This window comes from Pirellula sp. SH-Sr6A, assembly GCF_001610875.1.
In the GTDB taxonomy this organism is placed as follows: Bacteria; Planctomycetota; Planctomycetia; order Pirellulales; family Pirellulaceae; genus JBKCUI01.
In genome coordinates this window covers 5339636-5357641 of sequence record NZ_CP011272.1, presented here as the reverse complement: position 1 = coordinate 5357641, position 18006 = coordinate 5339636, and the positions used below count along the sequence as shown (strand labels likewise).

Here is an 18006-nt window from a genome sequence, read left to right as displayed (position 1 = left end):
ATGAACCATTCGCGTCGCCGAATGATGGCGAACACTCTTTCCTGCACCTCGTTGAGCGTTCTGTCTCCCTTGATCTCTCTCGCGTCGACTGCTCCGGAGAATCGACCGATTCGAATGGGACAAATCGGAGTGGCGCACGCCCATGCGTCAAAGCTCTCGGTCTATCGTCGTTCACCGGACTTTGAAGTGATTGGAATCGTCGAAGAGGATGAAGCTCTACGCCGATCGGCAACCGACAAAGAACCCTACCGAGGATTGCCCTGGATGACGCGTGAGGAACTGCTTGCCCAGCCCGGCTTGCAAGCCGTGCTCATTGAAACGGAAATTCGCGACTTGCTTCGCCACTCGGCGGCTTGCTTGGATGCGGGGTGTCATGTGCACATCGATAAGCCAGCAGGAACGTCGCTTCCTGAGCTAGAGCAAGTCTTGGAGATTGCTCGACGGGGGAATCGCATCGTGCAGATGGGGTATATGTATCGTTACAACCCTGCCATTCGTCTGCTTCATGAATTCCTAGATGCTGGCTGGCTCGGGGATGTGTTCGAAGTCCACGCGGTGATGAGCAAACAAATGACCTCGGCCGAACGAAAGGTTCCTGCAGCCTACCCCGGCGGCATGATGTTTGAACTCGGTTGCCATCTTATCGACTTGGTGGTGCGAATCCTGGGTGAACCCCAATCGGTCTATGTTTCGAGTAAACACAGCTCATCCATCGCCGATACACTGCAAGACAATATGCTGGCAGTACTAGAATATCCCACCGCCTCGGCGACCGTTAAAACCAGTTGCCTAGAAGTCGACGGTGGAAATCGCCGTCATCTCGTCGTGTGCGGTACCGAGGGAACATTTCACATCGAACCGCTCGATAATCCCAAAGTACGCCTGCTTCTAGATCGGCCCCGGGGGAAGTTTCGAAAGGGGGAACAAACTATCGAACTCCCTCGCTACACGCGTTACGTTGATGACGCGCTCGACATGGCAAAGGCAATCCGCAGCGAAAAGGACTTTGCCTACAGTTACGATCATGACTTGGCGGTGCAACGAACGGTTCTGAAAGCAAGCGGTCTATGGATGTGATCGTCCGTGTGCGCCCGATGCTCATCCATTCTTTTCTTGACCATCCATCCATCGGCTGACATACATATCGTCGATCAAGTGCGGATAGAGTCGTTGAACGCGATCGATTTCTTCCGCCTGACCAGGACTGAGCGTTTCTTGTTCGTCCAGACAACAATTGGATTCGATCAATCCCTGCCCATATAGGACTTCTTGGATCCCCGCGATGCATCCGTGAAATCGATTCGCCGCGTCGAAGATGGCGGCATTCATGTCGGTGATTTGATGGGACAATCGCAAGAGCTCTCGTAGCTCGGTGGTGCTTTCATCGGGAGATAGTTTGAACACCCGCTGGCAGCGTCGATGCAGTTCTACCGCCGTGTGGGTCCAGCAAGCCCAATGGCCCAGTAACCCACCCTGGAATCGTACAGGACGGTTTGCATGGGTTTCACCGAGGAAGTATTCGCTACACAAATCGACCAGAATGGAGTCATCGTTTCCGGTATAGAGAGCGATCTCGTCGAGTCGATGGGAATCGTGCAATGCCCGGACGACATCCAAGGTTTGATAACGATTGAATGGTGCTATCTTGATCGCGACCACGTTGGGCAACTCGCAAAAGTCACGCCAAAAACGATACGAAAGAACTCTGCCTCCCACGGCGGGTTGCAAATAAAAACCGAAGAGTGGAATGATCTCACTCGCCCGGAGGCAATGATCGAGTACATCCCTTTCCGAAGCATCCTTCATCGCACCGAGAGAAAGCAACCCGACGTCATATCCGATCGATCGTGCCAACTCGGCTTCCACGGTGACCTGTTGTGTGTCGCCACAAAGGCCAGCCACCAACACCGTGTCGCGATGCGACCTACCTCGCGCGATCTCGCAGGCAAGACGCAATACCGGTTCTAGCAGTCCAACCCGTGGATCGTGAATGGCAAACTGCGTTGTGTGGACGCCCACAGCCAAACCACCCGCTCCGCAATCGAGGTAGTAGCGGCTCAAACGCGCTTGGCTGACCTCATCGAACGATCGATCTTTTCTCAGAGCCAGGGGGTGGGCCGGAATGACCAACCCCTCCAACAACTGGCGACGCAGCGCCTCAATATTTTCCATCTCGACTCTCAAAGTGCGTGGGTTTGTTCAGAAGCCGGCCACCTGTTTGAATCCAGTGACCGATCCATCGCATCATGGTTTCCAACGAAACCAAAGGTCGACCGAGTCTCTCCACCATCCGATCCGTGTTACTGATCAGCGCCAGCGGTTGCTCATTCCCGGAGAAGGACGGTGTTCGTCCGAGGAGATTACCAAACTGTTCTGCGACGACCCGCACCGAGTAAATCGACGGGCTGGTCATATTGATCGCCACCGAAGGGGATTCACAATATCGAAAGGCACGCAGACACATGGCATTCGCATCTCCCTGCCAGATCGCGTTGAAATACCCGACATCGAGTGAAATGGGTTCGCCGTTCCAAACTTTGGTCGCGATATCCGTCAACACACCGTATCGCAAATCGTGCGCATAATTGAGTCGGAGCAACACCGTGGGGTTAGCCTGCGAATCCAAGCGGGAATAGTACTGAAATAACCGTTCGCGCGCAACGGCAGCGTTGGCATACTCCCCATGCGGTGTTAGGGCTTGGTCCTCAGAACAGCCTCCCGTGGCGATGGGGACATTGGGGTAGACATTTCCCGTCGACAGCGCAACGACTTTGCAACCACGATAGCGCTCGGAAACGTGCATCGGTGCAATCGTATTTGTGACCCATGTCGGTACCGGGTCGACGGATGTCCCGAATTTCATCCCCACCAGATAGAGCAGATTGCTCGTTTCGGGGAGTTTGGAAACGTTGTCGCGGCAAAGGAGATCCGTGCACCGTGTTTCAACACCTTGACCTTCCAACCAATCTCGCGCTGCTGGATTCCGAAATCGACTGGCCGCGATCACTTGAAGATCCTTCCCTATCGCTTCTGCGGCACGCTTGGCTAATACGGCCAAGGTCGGTCCCATCTTGCCACCGGCCCCGACCACGACTAGGGGTGATTCCAATTCTCGAACAGACTCGAGAACACCAGAGTCTGGCTTTGTTAGAATGGCGTCGAGCTGATCTTCAGTCTCGATCAAATCAGGTAATTCGGTGGCCATTGTGTCCAGGTGTGGGTAAGGAAAAAGTCAGATGCGGTCGCAACAGTATAAACATTCCGCGTCGTTGTAGGTTTGGAGAGGAAATGCAGTGTCCCTATCGATTGAACTCTTCACGGAAGATGATATCCCCCATGCAATGCAACTCGTGGAACAAGCGGGATGGAACCAGCTACCTGCCGATTGGCATCGTGTGCTCGGATTAGCTCCCAACGGATGCTTCGTGGCCCGGCTAGATGGCACCCTGGCCGGAACGGTCACAACGATTTGCTACGGTACCGATTTGGCCTGGATTGGAATGATGCTCGTAGACCACCGTCTGCGACGGCTAGGAATCGGGAGACGTTTAATGGAACGCGCCATTGCCGAATTGCAGTCGCGTTCCATTCGCTCCATCCAATTGGATGCGACTCCGGTCGGCAAGACGCTGTACGATCAGTTGGGTTTTCGAACTGAACTTGCATTCCATCGTTGGCATAGGCCCGGAAACGCAAGCAACACACCCCATTACCCAAACCGATCGACGGGTGATTCGCAGGGGGCTCTTGCCGAAAACCATTGCACGCTGGACCGAGTCACCTTTGGCGCCCATCGTAGCGAATTGTTGGCCCGATTGGCCGAAAGCTCCCAAGCGGTCACGTGCCCCGATGGTTCGTTTGGTTTGCTCCGCGCGGGCCGGATCGCAGATTACTTGGGACCGATATCCGCTACCGAACAATCCGCTGCTCCAATTGTGAGCGAGCTCACTGCACGGACGGATCGCGATTTATTTTGGGACATCCCCTCGCAAAATACAGGTGCCGTGTATTTGGCGACTCTCCATGGATTTTCGCCGGTGCGTACCTTGTTTCGCATGACGATTGGATCGGCTCCCACCCCTCACTGGGCGACGATGTTCGCCCTTGCCGATCCAGCACTTGGGTAGTCGCATCGGACTTTCGCCTACTGTTGGAACTTGCGAGTGAGCGAAATTCTCTTCTTGGGAATATCCACTTCGAGGACTTTCACCTTCACCATGTCCCCAACCGAGACGATGTCGTTGGGGTCTTTCACAAACGTGTTCGAAAGTTGCGAGATATGGATCAAACCGTCTTGATGGACTCCAATGTCGACGAACGCTCCAAAGTGAGTCACGTTCGTGATCAAGCCTTCCAAAACCATTCCCTCCTTGAGGTCCTCCATGGATTGGACTTCGTCCGAGAACCGGACTGCTTGGAATTCACGCCGAGGATCGCGTCCCGGCTTGCTTAACTCTTGAATCACATCGGTGATTGTCATCGCGCCGAACGAACTGTCGGCAAGATCGTTGGCTCGCACTTTCTGCTCTATGCCTTGCATGCCGACCATTTGTTCGACCGGTACACGCAAGTGTTTCGCGATGCGTTCCACCAGCGGATAGCACTCGGGATGGACTGCGGAGTTGTCGAGAGGTTGCGCACCTTCGCGAATGCGTAGAAAACCCGCCGATTGTTCGAATGCTTTAGGACCAAGCTTCGGGACTTTCATGAGCTGCTGGCGATCGGCGAAGCGTCCTTTTTCATCGCGGAAACGCACTATGTTTTCCGCTAGCTTGGGTCCAATTCCTGAAACGAACGATAACAATGAGACGCTCGCCATGTTGAGGTCGACCCCGACTCGATTCACGCACGACTCCACCTCCCGTTCCAAACACTTCTTCAAAAGCGACTGGTTAACGTCGTGTTGGTATTGGCCTACACCGATGGATTTGGGATCCGTCTTCACCAATTCTGCTAAGGGATCCTGCAGTCGATGCGCGATGCTGATAGCGCCTCGCACGGTCACATCCAAATCCGGATATTCACGCCCGGCGAGTTCGCTGGCGGAATAGATCGAAGCTCCCGACTCGCTCACCATGGCTTTGGTGATGGAAAGCTGATGCGATCGCAGAAGATTGGTGAAGAACGAGTCCGTTTCTCGCGACGCGGTCCCGTTGCCTATTGCGATCAGCTCGATTTTGTAACGCTGAATAAGACCGAGAATGATCTTCTCGGCACCCGCTGCATCGGAGGTTGGAGGTGTGGGGTAAATGGTCGCGTGCGCAAGATACTTTCCGGTGCCGTCGACAACGGCTAGTTTGCAACCCGTGCGAAATCCAGGGTCAACTCCCAGAGTTACACGTGGGCCGGCGGGAGGGGCAAGGAGCAGTTCTCGCAGGTTTTTAGCAAATACCTGGATAGCTTCTTCGTCAGAACGTTCTTTGAGTTTCTGCATCACCGTCGACTCGGTGACGGGTAATAGCAAACGGTCGAAGCAATCCTCCACCGTGGCATTGAGTTCGCGATGAAATTCAAATCTTGGATTCCTGACAAAGTGCGAACGCATTTGAGCGATTACATCATCGCGATCTACTTCCAAGCTCGCATTGAGAACTCCTTCCGTTTCGCCTCGCTGGATCGCCAAGAATCGGTGCGAAGGGATCTTGGAAACGAGTTCACGATAGTCGAGGTATTGCTCGAATTTATCAGCAGCCTCCTTCTTGCCACGTTTCACCTTCGAGACAATCAGACCGCGCTTCATTGCTAGGTCCGCAATCCAAATGCGAGTTTCTGCATCCTCCGACCATTGTTCTGCAACGATGTCTAAAGCTCCCGCTAAGGCTGCTTCCTCGTCCGGCACCCCAAGCTCCAACTGCACGTAAGGCTTGAGGACTTCGAGACGCGGTTTTCCAAGGTTGGCTTGGCGGAGCAACAGTTGCGCTAAAGGTTCGAGCCCGCGTTCTTTTGCAAGAGTCGCTCGCGTACGACGTTTGGGTTTGTACGGCGCATAGATCGCCTCCAGCGTAGAAAGATCTTCGCACGTTAATATCTGTTTCTGCAATTCGGGAGTGAGGGCGCCAAGTTCGCAGATGGTCTTCAGCACGGTTCCCTTGCGAGCATGAAGCTCCCGGGCTTTTTCAAGTGAATCTTGGATGAACCGCAAAGCAACTTCATCGAGGCCTCGGGTCGCTTCTTTTCGGTAGCGGGCGATAAACGGGATCGTATTGCCGGCATCTAGCAATTCCACCGCTGCGACCACTTGCGCCGATTGAACTTGAATAGCCTTCGCGATTTCAGTGCAAATCGCTTTCAAATCGAACGGGACTTCAACGAGATTTTGGGAAGACATGGAGATTGGTTGGGAATACGCGAGCAGGCTTCACGACATTGCTTGATTAGCTCGTCGCAGTGGAGCGGAACTGGATGCGGTTGAAGGAGTCGATGGTTTGCTGTGCGGCTTCGCGAGCGCTGGGTAGAGAGAAAACTTCAGCACTGAGATAGCCGCTGTAGCCCGTTTCTTCGAGGGCTTGAACCAACGGAAGCCAGTCCAAGTGCCCTTTTCCGATCGCCTGCCGATTCGAATCGGCGAAATGCACATGCCCAATACGCCCTGCGCAATCCCGGATCGATGCCACCATATCGGCCTCTTCGATATTCATATGAAACCAATCCGCGAGCAACAGGGTCGAACCGAGCCCATCTATGAGTTCCGCCCCTTGCGCCAAGGTGGTGGCTTGATCGGTCTCATAACGATTGAGGGGTTCGTAAAACAAAGGACGACCAAGCACTGTAGCGAGCTCGTTCAATTGCTCCAATGAATCACGCAACCATTTACGAGCTTCTGACTTGGAAAGTGTTGGGCTAGAACGACCCTGCATGCTCCCTACGATGGCGGAGGTTTCTAATGAAGCAGCCACGCGCATGATCGATTCGACGAACTCGATCGCTCTACGTCGTTGAGCGCCATCGGGATCGCAGAGCAATAATTTGTGCTTTACCCATCCAGCCCCTGTTCCGATGGCAGCGACCTTCAATCCAGAGAGTCGAGACGGTAACTGCAATGCTTGAACCGTCTGGGCATCGGGGGGAAAGACCTCGATCGCATCAAACCCGAGTTCGCAAGCGGTGCGGATCGCGTCGTTGGCATCGTTCCAAAACACGAATGGACCGCCAGTGGCTTCCGGGACGAGCGACAGAGTAACGGCAGAGTGAATCATACGTGGTTCGCCAAATCGATAGGGGGAGACTACTCTTTCGAAGGTGTGGTCGGCGCGATCAGCTTATTGGCTTCCAGCACCGGACGAAGCGTTTGGGCCCACTTGCGATATGCGATATCGTTGGGGTGAAGGAGATCGGGAAATTCTTCGGGCTTTGCGTCCCCTTTGTCATTGGCGAAGAGGGACCAAGTATCCACGACGGTGACTTTCTCGTCGTCCTTGACGCGAGCCTCCAACAGTCGATTGATTTCGCGTATCTTCGATGCAGGTCGCGCTTTGCTTTCCGAAGCGGGAAAGACCAAACACAAAACTACAGGAGTCTTTGGGTTGTGTTGGTGAACTTTTTGGATAATGAGAGCGACGTTGCTCGCGATCGTCTCGGGTTCTGCTTTTTCTTCTAGATCGTTGGTTCCCATCAACATGACGATCCCGCTGGGATTCAAACTCAATACATCTTCGTTTAGTCGCAGGAGCATACCTCGCGTGGTATCGCCCGAGATGCCTCGGTTTGCAAGTTTCGCCGTTTCAAACTCACCTTTGAAATTATCCCCCCAACCTTGAGTGATAGAGTCCCCAAAGAACACCAACGCTCCTTGATCTCGTTCTTTTTGTTTGTTCCATTGCGACCGTCGTTGCTTCCAAAGATTTCGAAACCAATCGTATCGGCGGATCGGTCCAGAGCCTTCGATACCGTCATCTGTTGGTGGCAGCTCGAAGGAATCGGACGGAGAGGCCGGTTTGTTGCTCGTGTCCTGTGCCAACGCCGGAAGGATCATGAAAGAGCCGGAGACGAAGGAAAACGAGAAGAGACTGGCCAATACGACTCTTCGAATGGAAATCGACATGATGCAAGGAGATCCGAATGGGGGAGACCGGTTAGAGAGGCCGGTAGTATAGCGAATCTCGGCGCCGCAGCAGAGAGAACAACGAAACAGGGCATCCATGCCCGCCCCGTCGATTCACCACCGTACGCCTGGGTCCGCGCCGCCATGGGAAAAGAGGGTCCCGCGATCCAATGCAGGTTGTTTCGTAGACTCTTTGAACAAACAAAAGCAGGAGAGAAAAGGAGACTCGCTGGCCGAATCCGTCCGCCGTGCGAGTCTCCGATAAAAACAGTCCCGGGTGGGCATCCATGCTCCCGTAGACGCGCGCCTGATAGGGGCTTTATGCAGCAGCCAGCATCGGCTGGTTCGCGAACCGAACAACCCCGTCAACGAACTCTTCAAAAATACGGATATCCAAAGCGCTGGCGGCTGGGGACTCTGGATGGAATTGGCATCCGACAACGAACCAATCGTCCGATGCGCTTTCGATCCCTTCGATAATACCATCTTGGCATCGCGCCGTGACCTTGAAGGCATCGGCGAGTCGATCGATCGCCATGTGGTGACGGCTGGTGACGCGAATCTCACCTTCACCATAAACGCGTCCGAGGATGGAGTCGGATTCTACGATCAACGAATGGCGGTGATTCGGATCATGAGGATCGCGGTGGGGAATCGCATGCGGAACATCGATCGGAATATGATAGAAGAGATTTCCTCCCTCGATGATATTGATCAATTGCAGGCCGACACCGATGGCCATCAAACTCATGCGACGGTTCGATACTTCTTGAGCGAGACGGCGATCAAACTCCTCTCGTCGCGATTCCATCGGCCTGACCGAACTATGGAGCATATATCCATCGTTGCGAGGGTCCAAGTCGGCTCCACCGACGAGCACAAATCCATCGAGCGTATCCAGGATGTGGCACAAACTTTCATGGTCCGACATCGGAGGGACCAGTACAGGAATTCCCCCTGCGTTGGCGATGGCATCAAAGTAGCCAGCAGCCAAATAACAGTAGGCAGGAGTGCCTTGATTGGCACCGCGAAAATCACAATTCAATCCGATCAATGGTCGCTTCATTCTAATAGGATCCTCCTAACAAAAAATGAATAACAAGAGTCTGGGTCGCCAGCTATCGCGATGCGCGGGAGTGCAAGTCAACGATTGCTAGGAAACGGTTTGATGGCTTGAGGAAAGGAACCAAGAATCCATCCTGGTGATCAAGTCGGCAGAGAAACGACCCCGTAATTACCACTGGTGCATTACAAGCCATTCCCCCGAAGTTGTTTTGACGGCTTCCTTAAAGCTCAAATCGATAAGACGGGAAAAGGTACTACACAACTCATTCGAGTCTCAGCGGGCGTCGTTCGAGTACGTTTGAGTGGCGAGAAGGTTAAGTTAGATTTTCTCAATTGCAAACGCCCCACAATATTTAGTCCCCCTCTCAAATGCTAGCACGAGATTGTGAGCTAGCAAAAGCAACAATATCCCGTCGCTGATTTGCTTTTTGCGGAACCTCGCATGCCACGCGCCGATTCCGATCGGCGTACTCCGCGCTCTTCCTAGTGAGCCTCGTGGCGAGCTTCCTAGTGAGATTCATCGAATCGCCACAAGGAGCTCCTCCAAAAGGCAGGCGGTTCTGACGAATAAAGCCCGGCGGGGAGGAGCTCCTCATGAAGCATCAAACCTTGCGAAGGAGATAGGGATCGACGCAGAACAATCGCTCGCCGGACGCCTGACACTCATACAACGCACCCCTTGCGCTGCTCTAGCTAGAAAGCCAAGTTCCCCTGAAAATCGAACCGAACGGCACGAAGCCAATAGGGGGTGCTGGTCCAATGTACGGTGTAACACCTGACACAGCGAACAGGGGGCAACACGGGTCGCTGAGAGCTGAGAGCTGAGAGCCAGGAACGGAAACCGACGTTCCATTGGGCGAACCGGCTGCTAATCGCGAGAAGCGGCGACGCCAGAGTAATGCTCCAATTGCCGATCGGCCGCTTGGATCAAACGCGCCACCCGCAAGTCGAACTCGTCGACGGGCTTCGCCACGCTCGCGTCCACCGCGGATGCGCGAAAGTGCGCGCCGCAGAGATGACAGACAACATCCTTGCCAAGGTGTTCAATGGAAATCTGCAAGGACTTGTGACAGCTCGGGCAGCTGCGCAAAAACCGTATCGATTGGGCCATGGAATCCAAACTCCAGATTCGCGTGTTTCGAGCTCCCGGATTATTGCGCATTGTCAGTCTTTGTCAATATGTTTATGGCAAAGAAACCACCAAAAGACGGCAAGTGGTCGTATTGAAACAAAAAAAGGAGAGGGCTTCCCCTCTCCTTTTGTTTTTGTTGCTATCGGCGTCCCCGGAGCACCGATTCGTCCCGTGGTCGAATCGGCAGGGATTCCCGCACTGCTATTGGAAGGATTTCCCGCATCCGCAAGACTTCACTTCATTCGGGTTTTCAAACGTAAACCCTTGCCGCTCCAAGCTCTTGTGGTAACCGAGCGTTGCTCCATCGAGGAGCAGGGCACTCTTCTTGTCGATGACGTAGTTGACCCCGTGTTGCTCATAGCGGGAGTCTTTGTTTTCATCGAACTTGTCATCGAATTGGAGCGAATACTGGAAACCAGCACAGCCTCCGGCCATCACACCAACACGAACAAAGGTTTCGGGGCCAAAGCTGGCTTCGGTGTACGCTTTTTTCAGCTCTTCGGCAGCGACTTCTGACAAACTAAACGCCATCTGAGATCCTCATCACCAACAAAAGTAACCTCTATAATCGTCGTCCTTCGGGCAGAACGAGTTCTCTCGTAAACGATTGTCTTATAATATGCCCGGAATGCCTGGGCCGGCAAGTCAAATTTGACTTTGCAGCTATTATCGATCCTGCTATTCTATTCGGCCCGAATCGGCTTGGCCCCCAGGGTGCTCGTCTTTTGCAGAGGTTGCGGTTCGCCCGTTTTCTGCAAACGCGAGAGGTCCATTGCGATCCCTGATCGCCCGCGACCTAATCGCGTAGGAAAAGTTGCAGCACACACCGAGTCTTGCCCGAATAGGAATTTTTACACTTCTCAGGTCACCCAAGTCGTCAGGATAAGACAGAAATGGTCAAGCCACACCGAAAGCTCAAGAAGGCGAATCACGGACAGCGCGCCGCCAACAGCAAGGCCCGCAAGGCAAAGCGACGCAAGGTCCGCACCTAAGCCCATCCGGAGTTGCTCTGAGCGTCTCCGGGACGCTTTGCATCCCCTCTCGCTTTTGAACGAGGATCTACTTTGGTTGCGAAAGAGTTCATCGTCGATCCGGATACCATCGACTTCGACAATGTCTTGGCGGACATCGATGAGATTCGCAAATACAACCCTCAACGGTTCGAGATGGAGCAATTGACGGCCATCGTCTACGAAGACCCCGTCAAGGTTGCATGCGTAGGCTACAAAGACCTTACCCAGGACGAGTTCTGGGTCCGGGGTCACATGCCCGGAATGCCGCTCATGCCGGGCGTGGTGATGCTCGAGGCCGTTGCGCAGGTGTGCTGCTATTGTTCCCACAAGTACAAATTGCTTGGGGAATCGATGGTCGGATTCGGCGGATTGGAGGATGTCCGGTTCCGAGATCCGGTCCTCCCAGGCTCGCGGCTCGTCGTCATGTGCGAGCTACTCAAGGTCCGCAAGCCCCGTCTGATCGTATGCCGATTTCAGGGAATCGTGGGCCGAAACATCGTTGTGGAAGGAATCCTTAAGGGAATTCCTATTCCAGTCGACTACCTCAAAACGCTTCAAACCGCTGCTCCGGCTAGCTGAAACGACCGGTACAAATTCCCTAATCGTTGCACTCTCTCTCAAGCGGGAGGGTTCGGCCGGTCGAAAACTAGGATGAGCGGGAATCCGCATCGAGCATCCGGCGTATGGGTTTAGGGGATTCAACGTTGATTCGGCAGTCACTTGGTTGGCTAGGAATAACGAGCATGTGCATTTCCCTGTCGGGCTGCGCAATCGTTCTCGCGCCCCCAGGTGCCTTGGCCCCCAACTCCACTCTGGGCAATTCGGCCCCTTCCAGCACCCATTCGATTTCCTGTTCATGCGCGGACAGGTCGCCATTGCTTGCCGACAACGGGTGGGAGGATTGCCATTCGCTCTCGAACGACCTTGAACCGGTGAGGCCGGAGCTGATCCCCTCTCGCTGGAAAGACGCCGGACTCCTGGCGCGTGCACGACTCTCGGACTGGAAAGATCGATGCCGAGCCCGGCATGAAGTTTCCTGTGAAGCGTGCAAAGCTTGGTTCCAATCGAAAGTGAAGCCTCCCGAAGAGCCACCTTGGCCCAAGTTCCACCCGGTACCTTCCGCCCCTGCCTTCACGCCGCGCGAAGACGAAGTCGAGGCCGTCGCTCCCAGCCAATCCCACCAAGCGGCTTGGTAAAAAGAATCGGGTGCCGGGTTACTGTTGACGCTGCTCCCGAGGGAGACTCGGATCTGTGCGGCACGTTTGCCGTTTACCGGCCAAAGAAATCGACATGCGAACGGAAAGAGGGATAGAATCAGCCAGGACGCGAACGGTTGCTTCGATTTCTTATTTCTTGCACAAGTCTCCTCTTCCGATATGCCAGAGCCAGTTACTCACGGGCCATTTCCCTCTGCTCCTGTCGTCCTTTGGATCGACGGAGTCGGTTCGTTTGCCCTTTGCCAGGCAGAGGAACTGGTGCTGGGGCAAGCGACCCCTGACAGTGTCGCGGACCTTTGCATTCGCGGGAGCTTAAGCCGTCGCGCTGCAGCGATTCGCAAAGTAGGTGAGGATTACATTCTGCAACCTATCACCGAAGTAAAATTGCGGGGCGAGGCAATTCAAAATCCGGTCGTCCTGCACCACCTCGACCGATTCCAGCTGGGGAATGTTGAACTCTTGTACTCGCGACCTTCGCCGTTGAGCTGTTCCTCTCGACTGGAGTTGCAGCCCCCTCACCGTTGGCAGCCGCTGCTCGATGCCGCGATTTTGCTGGGCGATGCTTGTGTGATTGGCCCGTCCGATCAAGCGCACATTCGCTGCCACGACTGGCAGCACACTCTTCTTCTCTTTCGACATGGACAAGAGTGGTGGGTACGCCCTCCCGATGGTTTGTCCTTAACGATCGGAGATCGAGAACAGAGCGCCCCGTTTCGGCTTGTTCCTGGCCAAAAAATCACCGGTGGGGAAATCTCCATGATAGTAGAATAAAAGCCAAGATTTCAGGAATACAAACGAAAGCACTTCTAGAAAAACCGTTTAGACACCTCTTTCAACAAGAGGTTTTACGTCTCTGGACGCCAGAAGGAAGTGCCATGTTTGCCGTCTTGAACCGCTGGAAATCTCCTCCCGTTCCAGAGCAGCCCGGTACTAGTCTTAAGCCTTCTCCTCCAAATCAGAATAGAAACTTCGGTGCTTCGATGAAGTTCCAATACGGCAATGGAGACAAGCCGCTCGATGGGTATGTCATAAAACGGGGCGTCGGCACCGGCGGCTTTGGAGAGGTGTACTTTGCCGAAAGCGAATCAGGCAAAGAAGTCGCCTTGAAGCGAATCCAAAAGAACTTGGAGGTCGAAGTCCGCGGGGTGCGGCACTGTCTCAATCTTCGCCATCCGAACTTGGTCGGGATCTATGACATTCGATTCGACAAAGAGGACCAAGGCTGGATCGTAATGGAGTTCATCGCGGGAGAATCACTTCGCGATCGAATCGACCGCCACTCCACTCACGTCGATTTGGAAGAAACCATTTCCCTCTTCGCGCAACTCGCCGCCGGAGTCGCTTATTTGCACGACCAAGGGATCGTGCACCGCGATTTGAAGCCCGCCAACGTCTTTATCGACAACTCGCTCGTAAAAATTGGCGACTATGGTTTGAGCAAGTACATCAGCACGTCGCGCCGAGGGGGCCAAACCGAAAGCGTAGGCACATTCCACTACATGGCCCCCGAAATTGGCAAGGGACAGTACGGCAAAGAGATCGACATCTACTCGCTCGGTGTCATTCTCTATGAAATGTTGACCGGTGTCGTACCGTTTGATGGCGAGAGCAGCCAGGAAATCATCCTGAAGCATTTGACCGCGGATCCGGATGTCAGCATGCTTCCCCAACCCTTCGCCTATACTATCCAGAAAGCACTGGCCAAAAACGCTGGTTCTCGGTTTAGCGACTGTCGCGAGATGCTGGCGGCGATTGGTTGGGAGTTGGACCGCAGCGGTATGGCAATCCGCAGCTTGAACGGTTCTCCCAATGTGGGAGCCATGCCACCCGTTCTTCCAAAACAACCCGGTCCTATCCCCGGTGTCTCACCATCGGGCGCCAAGCAACTTGGGAACGATCATCCAACCTTGGCAGGAGGCCCGGCCGTCAGTTTGGCTGCCCTCGGCGCCATTCCGTTGGGACCGAACAAAGCGTTCCCGGGAGGACACAATGCGGCTGCAGCCAGCCAATCCCCCCTTTACCACGAACCGGTCGCGCGAGCTGTTCATCAAGCTATCGGCGAAGCGCAGGCTTGGTTTCGAAGCCTACCTGCTGGGATGCGCGGGGTCGTCATCGCGTTCTCCATCATCTTGCTTATCACCAACGGTGGATGGATTGCTCCCCTCGGATTCATGGCTTTGTTCGGCTATGTGATCTACTACATTGTTTGGTTCTTGACAGGAGGCCCGGCGCGGGCGCAGAAAACTTTCTTGCCGCTGAAACCCTCCTTTGCAGCCACCAACCATGTTCCTCCTGTTGCGGGCGCTCCCAGAGGTGCGACGGTTTTTGCTCCGGCGCAGCCAGTTGCTAAGACCACCCCAGTGCCATACCGGGTTGCATTGAGGAATTGGCAAAAGGACCAACGCGAACAACTTCATGTCAGAGGAGTCTGGGCGAAGACCTATGCGAGAACTCGTTCCTGGGGATTTTCGGGGGCAGTCATTGCGTCGCTCGCGCTGGCGAGCTCGCTTTTGCTTCACGCGAGATACGAAGGAGATAGTACGCCTTGGCTGGGAGGGATCGCTTGGACAGGCGTCATGGCCCTCCTGACGTCCTGGACTGTTATCTTCTTTGCACGACGGTGGGAGACACAATCGGAGGACTCCATTGTCTATCGATTCGTCTTGATGTCCTCCGGCGTCATGCTAGGCCTAGCAAGCTACGGTCTCAGCGATTGGCTGTACATTCCTTGGCAGGAGATCACGTCCACCCAATGGGGGAGCGTGGAATTTCGCTCCCCGGACTGGAACAAAGCGTGGAAGGGATTTTACAGCGAGGGAGGCGAGCCTCTCTTGCCTGCCCACATCGCATACTTTTGCTGTTTGATGTGGATCGTGAGGTGGTGGAGACAAGCGGACGTTCTACGACGTAGCCGGTTTAGCATTTGGACGATTGCTTGGTCGGTCGCCATGGCCGCGTTGGTGCAAGGACTTTTCGCGTTTCCAATGCCCTGGTGCTTGCTTCTCGCAGGTGTCACGTCCTTTGCCGTTCAGTTGGCATCGCCTTGGATCAACTACAAAGAGGCGAGACTCGCCTAAGGATTCGAATCTATGAAGTGCATCATCTCCTGCTTCCTCTTCACCATCATCATCACGGTGCAGAATCCAGAAGGCGACGTGGCAGTGGTGGACCAGCCGCCACCTGCAGCTCCGTCCGCTCCCGCGCCCCCCGAATTGGAAGATCCATCCAACGCCGAATCACTCGACATACAAGCCTTGCCTGAACGAAATGAGCCTCCGGCATTGAGCACAAAGGTAGAGGTGGAAAATATTCAAATCGATCCACCCAAGGTGGATTCGTCCTCACCGGTGCAACCGATGGATAAACTCATTCTACCTGTGGATGCACCGGATTGGGTGAGGGCACCACAAGTCGGCGAAGGAGAACTTCGGTTTGCGATTCCAACGGCGACCGCAGAGGACTTGGAGAAGTGTTACGAAGAATTTGATTCCCAATTGCTTCCCGAGGTACAGCGAGCACTCGACATGCACGTACTTCGCTATACGAGCGCGAGTCAACTAAAACCTTTGACGAAGAAATACATCGAGGATCACTGGCTGGTCCAAAACTGCGAGTACGACCAAGTCATCGAATTACCTTCGGGCACCTATCACCAATTGTGGAAGCAGATTTATATTTCCAAAGATCAAATCGAACTAGTTCGAAGCTGGGAGGAGCGAGCCATCCTCGGGGAACGAATTGTGAAAGTTGGAGCGCTGGGCGGAGTTTCGATCGGAGGAATGCTTCTCTTGTCTGGATTGGTTGGGGTTTTGGCTCGACGGGAATCGCGTAAACTGAAGGCATGAGTTCCCTAAATACACCCGTGAATCCTGAACGCATCCTCGTTGATAGTATCCGGGCTGGTGATACCGACGCTTGGCGCCAATTGATCGACCGGTACGAAGGACGTTTACTCGCTTTTGTGTCGGCGCGATTGCTAGACCGATCGCACGCAGAAGATATCGTTCAAGACACCTTTCTTGGTTTCTTGAACAGCCTTCCCAACTACGATTGCGAGCGTCCCCTCGAAGGCTATCTGTTTTCGATCGCAGCGTACAAACTGACGGACCATTTGCGAAAACTAGGACGCAGACAAGCGACTTCGTTTACCTCGCCCGATGGTTCCAGCGATGGTGCTCAGCAAGCACCGGCTCCTTACCGAGCCGTAAGTAGTATCGTTCGATCGGTCGAACGTCGGGACGCGGAAGAGTTAGCCCTTGTCGACGCGCTCCGTGAGCAGATCAGCAAGTGGAAGGGGAAAGAGGATTGGAAAAAGCTCAAGTGCATCGAATTGCTATTCGTTGCAGGAATGAGCAATAAAGAGATCGCCGAAAGACTCGCGGTCACCGAACAGCAAGTTGCGAACTACAAGTCCGATTTTATTCTTCGAACCAAGACGCTTCTCAGCCGATTGGCCAACCGCGAATCCTTTCCAGAACTAGGATAGGATTCGCCCGGGCGAACAACGAACGGTTAGTTTACTTTCCAAGTTTCGCCACTGTTGAACAGTTTTTGAAGATCGCCTCGTCCCTTCTTAGTGACGACTTCATCGATCTGACCGTGTACGGCTTCTTCAAATGTATCGGTTCTGACATCACGGAAGACACCGATAGGTTCTGGGAATTCAGGACGTCGCATGCGAGAGAGCATATAGACCAATGTTGAATTGGCCTGCTCGTCATGGAACAAGAGATCGTCTTCTTTGACTTTGCCATCCTTCAAGTCAACCATTTCGAGGTTCAGCCCATTCAGGCGAATTCCTTTGTCCCGATCCTTTCCGAATATCATTGGCTTACCGTGCTCCAACTCGATCGTCGTATCTTCACGCGTCGCTTTGTCCTGTGCATAAGCCCAAGCACCGTCGTTGAATACGTTGCAGTTTTGGTAAACTTCAACGAACGAGGTCCCGCGATGCGCTGCGGCGCGCTTCAAGGTATAAGCAAGATGCTTTATATTGGAATCGACCGAACGAGCAATGAAGGTTGCTTCCGCCCCCACTGCCACGCTGATGGGATTCAAAGGATGATCGACCACGCCCATCGGCGTGCTCTTGGTGATCTGCCCCTCCACGCTGGTGGGGGAGTACTGACCTTTGGTCAATCCATAAATGCGATTGTTGAAGAGGATGATATTCAAGTCGACATTGCGGCGCAGCAAGTGGATGAAGTGGTTCCCGCCGATGCTGAGCGCGTCGCCGTCCCCCGTAATCACCCAGACGCTCAAATCTGGACGAGCAAGTTTCAGCCCCGTTGCGATGGCTGGAGCGCGACCGTGAATGGAGTGCACTCCATAGGTATTGACGTAATACGGAAAGCGACTGCTGCATCCGATGCCGGAGATGAAAACGGTTTGCTCCGGTGGCACACCGATCTCCGGTAATACTTTCTTCATTTGCGCTAGGATCGAATAGTCGCCGCATCCTGGGCACCATCGTACATCCTGATCGCTCGCAAAATCATCCGCCTTCAAGACTGGGAGTGCTGTACTCATATTGATTCC

General features: G+C 54.1%; 18 protein-coding genes. 9 read left to right on the top strand and 9 right to left on the bottom strand.

The genetic code is table 11. The annotated features are described in order from the left end of the window. Complete coding sequence (locus VN12_RS20880; RefSeq protein ID WP_146678615.1) at positions 1 to 1077, top strand: Gfo/Idh/MocA family protein; 1077 nt, start codon at positions 1 to 3, stop codon at positions 1075 to 1077. A 21-nt stretch (positions 1078 to 1098) separates the two neighbouring features. Here VN12_RS20880 and VN12_RS20875 read toward each other — a convergent pair whose 3' ends face one another. Then, positions 1099 to 2172, bottom strand: coding sequence for a dihydrodipicolinate synthase family protein (locus VN12_RS20875; RefSeq protein ID WP_146678614.1), 1074 nt, complete (start codon positions 2170 to 2172; stop codon positions 1099 to 1101). After that, entirely contained in the window at positions 2159 to 3205 is a 1047-nt protein-coding gene (locus tag VN12_RS20870; protein ID WP_146678613.1) for an NAD-dependent epimerase/dehydratase family protein, read from the bottom strand. The genes VN12_RS20875 and VN12_RS20870 overlap by 14 nt, the downstream gene beginning before the upstream one ends. Before the next feature lie 88 nt (positions 3206 to 3293). Here VN12_RS20870 and VN12_RS20865 point away from each other — a divergent pair, with 88 nt between their 5' ends. Next, the gene (locus VN12_RS20865; protein WP_146678612.1) at positions 3294 to 4127 is read left to right on the top strand and encodes a GNAT family N-acetyltransferase; all 834 of its coding nucleotides are present in this window, start codon (positions 3294 to 3296) and stop codon (positions 4125 to 4127) included. Between the two features lie 17 nt (positions 4128 to 4144). On the opposite strand, the gene VN12_RS20860 is transcribed toward VN12_RS20865, so the two are convergent. The 6 genes from VN12_RS20860 to VN12_RS20835 form a co-directional block, all read right to left on the bottom strand. Continuing rightward, positions 4145 to 6328: a Tex family protein gene (locus VN12_RS20860; protein ID WP_146678611.1), complete on the bottom strand. Its 2184-nt coding sequence runs from the start codon at positions 6326 to 6328 to the stop codon at positions 4145 to 4147. 46 nt (positions 6329 to 6374) lie between these two features. Further along, positions 6375 to 7196, bottom strand: a complete 822-nt coding sequence (locus tag VN12_RS20855; RefSeq protein ID WP_146678610.1) for a sugar phosphate isomerase/epimerase family protein — start codon at positions 7194 to 7196, stop codon at positions 6375 to 6377. Positions 7197 to 7225: 29 nt separating this feature from the next. Beyond that, positions 7226 to 8041 carry an SGNH/GDSL hydrolase family protein gene (locus VN12_RS20850; RefSeq protein WP_240491214.1) on the bottom strand — a complete coding sequence of 272 codons (816 nt, stop codon included), beginning with the start codon at positions 8039 to 8041 and terminating at the stop codon, positions 7226 to 7228. A gap of 319 nt (positions 8042 to 8360) precedes the next feature. Further along, positions 8361 to 9107 carry a gamma-glutamyl-gamma-aminobutyrate hydrolase family protein gene (locus VN12_RS20845; protein ID WP_146678609.1) on the bottom strand — a complete coding sequence of 249 codons (747 nt, stop codon included), beginning with the start codon at positions 9105 to 9107 and terminating at the stop codon, positions 8361 to 8363. Between the two features lie 867 nt (positions 9108 to 9974). Beyond that, the gene (locus VN12_RS20840; RefSeq protein ID WP_146678608.1) at positions 9975 to 10217 is read right to left on the bottom strand and encodes a hypothetical protein; all 243 of its coding nucleotides are present in this window, start codon (positions 10215 to 10217) and stop codon (positions 9975 to 9977) included. Between the two features lie 222 nt (positions 10218 to 10439). Then, positions 10440 to 10769, bottom strand: a complete 330-nt coding sequence (locus VN12_RS20835) for a HesB/IscA family protein (RefSeq protein WP_146678607.1) — start codon at positions 10767 to 10769, stop codon at positions 10440 to 10442. Positions 10770 to 11131: 362 nt separating this feature from the next. Between VN12_RS20835 and VN12_RS26870 the strand changes: the two genes are divergently transcribed. From VN12_RS26870 to VN12_RS20805, 7 genes are all read left to right on the top strand, one after another. Next, positions 11132 to 11230 (top strand): 50S ribosomal protein bL37, encoded by a 99-nt coding sequence (locus tag VN12_RS26870; RefSeq protein ID WP_369299140.1) that lies wholly within the window; start codon positions 11132 to 11134, stop codon positions 11228 to 11230. A gap of 72 nt (positions 11231 to 11302) precedes the next feature. Next, positions 11303 to 11830, top strand: coding sequence for a 3-hydroxyacyl-ACP dehydratase FabZ family protein (locus VN12_RS20830; protein ID WP_146678606.1), 528 nt, complete (start codon positions 11303 to 11305; stop codon positions 11828 to 11830). 164 nt (positions 11831 to 11994) lie between these two features. Beyond that, a complete protein-coding gene (locus VN12_RS20825) occupies positions 11995 to 12447 on the top strand; it encodes a hypothetical protein (RefSeq protein ID WP_146678605.1) in 453 nt (150 codons plus the stop codon). 180 nt (positions 12448 to 12627) lie between these two features. Next, positions 12628 to 13239, top strand: coding sequence for a hypothetical protein (locus VN12_RS20820; RefSeq protein WP_146678604.1), 612 nt, complete (start codon positions 12628 to 12630; stop codon positions 13237 to 13239). 104 nt (positions 13240 to 13343) lie between these two features. Further along, positions 13344 to 15545: a serine/threonine protein kinase gene (locus VN12_RS20815; protein ID WP_240491213.1), complete on the top strand. Its 2202-nt coding sequence runs from the start codon at positions 13344 to 13346 to the stop codon at positions 15543 to 15545. A 12-nt stretch (positions 15546 to 15557) separates the two neighbouring features. Then, a complete protein-coding gene (locus VN12_RS20810; RefSeq protein WP_146678603.1) occupies positions 15558 to 16313 on the top strand; it encodes a hypothetical protein in 756 nt (251 codons plus the stop codon). After that, positions 16310 to 16954 carry an RNA polymerase sigma factor gene (locus VN12_RS20805; RefSeq protein ID WP_146678602.1) on the top strand — a complete coding sequence of 215 codons (645 nt, stop codon included), beginning with the start codon at positions 16310 to 16312 and terminating at the stop codon, positions 16952 to 16954. The genes VN12_RS20810 and VN12_RS20805 overlap by 4 nt, the downstream gene beginning before the upstream one ends. Before the next feature lie 26 nt (positions 16955 to 16980). Here VN12_RS20805 and VN12_RS20800 read toward each other — a convergent pair whose 3' ends face one another. Next, positions 16981 to 17997: a 2-oxoacid:ferredoxin oxidoreductase subunit beta gene (locus VN12_RS20800; protein ID WP_146678601.1), complete on the bottom strand. Its 1017-nt coding sequence runs from the start codon at positions 17995 to 17997 to the stop codon at positions 16981 to 16983. Positions 17998 to 18006 lie beyond the last annotated feature (9 nt).

Coding starts and splice junctions, on each gene's coding strand:
- VN12_RS20880 (WP_146678615.1), top strand. CDS start 1: ATGAACCATTCGCGTCGCCGAATGATGGCGAACACTCTTTCCTGCACC.
- VN12_RS20875 (WP_146678614.1), bottom strand. CDS start 2,172: ATGGAAAATATTGAGGCGCTGCGTCGCCAGTTGTTGGAGGGGTTGGTC.
- VN12_RS20870 (WP_146678613.1), bottom strand. CDS start 3,205: ATGGCCACCGAATTACCTGATTTGATCGAGACTGAAGATCAGCTCGAC.
- VN12_RS20860 (WP_146678611.1), bottom strand. CDS start 6,328: ATGTCTTCCCAAAATCTCGTTGAAGTCCCGTTCGATTTGAAAGCGATT.
- VN12_RS20855 (WP_146678610.1), bottom strand. CDS start 7,196: ATGATTCACTCTGCCGTTACTCTGTCGCTCGTCCCGGAAGCCACTGGC.
- VN12_RS20850 (WP_240491214.1), bottom strand. CDS start 8,041: ATGTCGATTTCCATTCGAAGAGTCGTATTGGCCAGTCTCTTCTCGTTT.
- VN12_RS20845 (WP_146678609.1), bottom strand. CDS start 9,107: ATGAAGCGACCATTGATCGGATTGAATTGTGATTTTCGCGGTGCCAAT.
- VN12_RS20840 (WP_146678608.1), bottom strand. CDS start 10,217: ATGGCCCAATCGATACGGTTTTTGCGCAGCTGCCCGAGCTGTCACAAG.
- VN12_RS20835 (WP_146678607.1), bottom strand. CDS start 10,769: ATGGCGTTTAGTTTGTCAGAAGTCGCTGCCGAAGAGCTGAAAAAAGCG.
- VN12_RS26870 (WP_369299140.1), top strand. CDS start 11,132: ATGGTCAAGCCACACCGAAAGCTCAAGAAGGCGAATCACGGACAGCGC.
- VN12_RS20825 (WP_146678605.1), top strand. CDS start 11,995: ATGTGCATTTCCCTGTCGGGCTGCGCAATCGTTCTCGCGCCCCCAGGT.
- VN12_RS20820 (WP_146678604.1), top strand. CDS start 12,628: ATGCCAGAGCCAGTTACTCACGGGCCATTTCCCTCTGCTCCTGTCGTC.
- VN12_RS20815 (WP_240491213.1), top strand. CDS start 13,344: ATGTTTGCCGTCTTGAACCGCTGGAAATCTCCTCCCGTTCCAGAGCAG.
- VN12_RS20810 (WP_146678603.1), top strand. CDS start 15,558: ATGAAGTGCATCATCTCCTGCTTCCTCTTCACCATCATCATCACGGTG.
- VN12_RS20805 (WP_146678602.1), top strand. CDS start 16,310: ATGAGTTCCCTAAATACACCCGTGAATCCTGAACGCATCCTCGTTGAT.
- VN12_RS20800 (WP_146678601.1), bottom strand. CDS start 17,997: ATGAGTACAGCACTCCCAGTCTTGAAGGCGGATGATTTTGCGAGCGAT.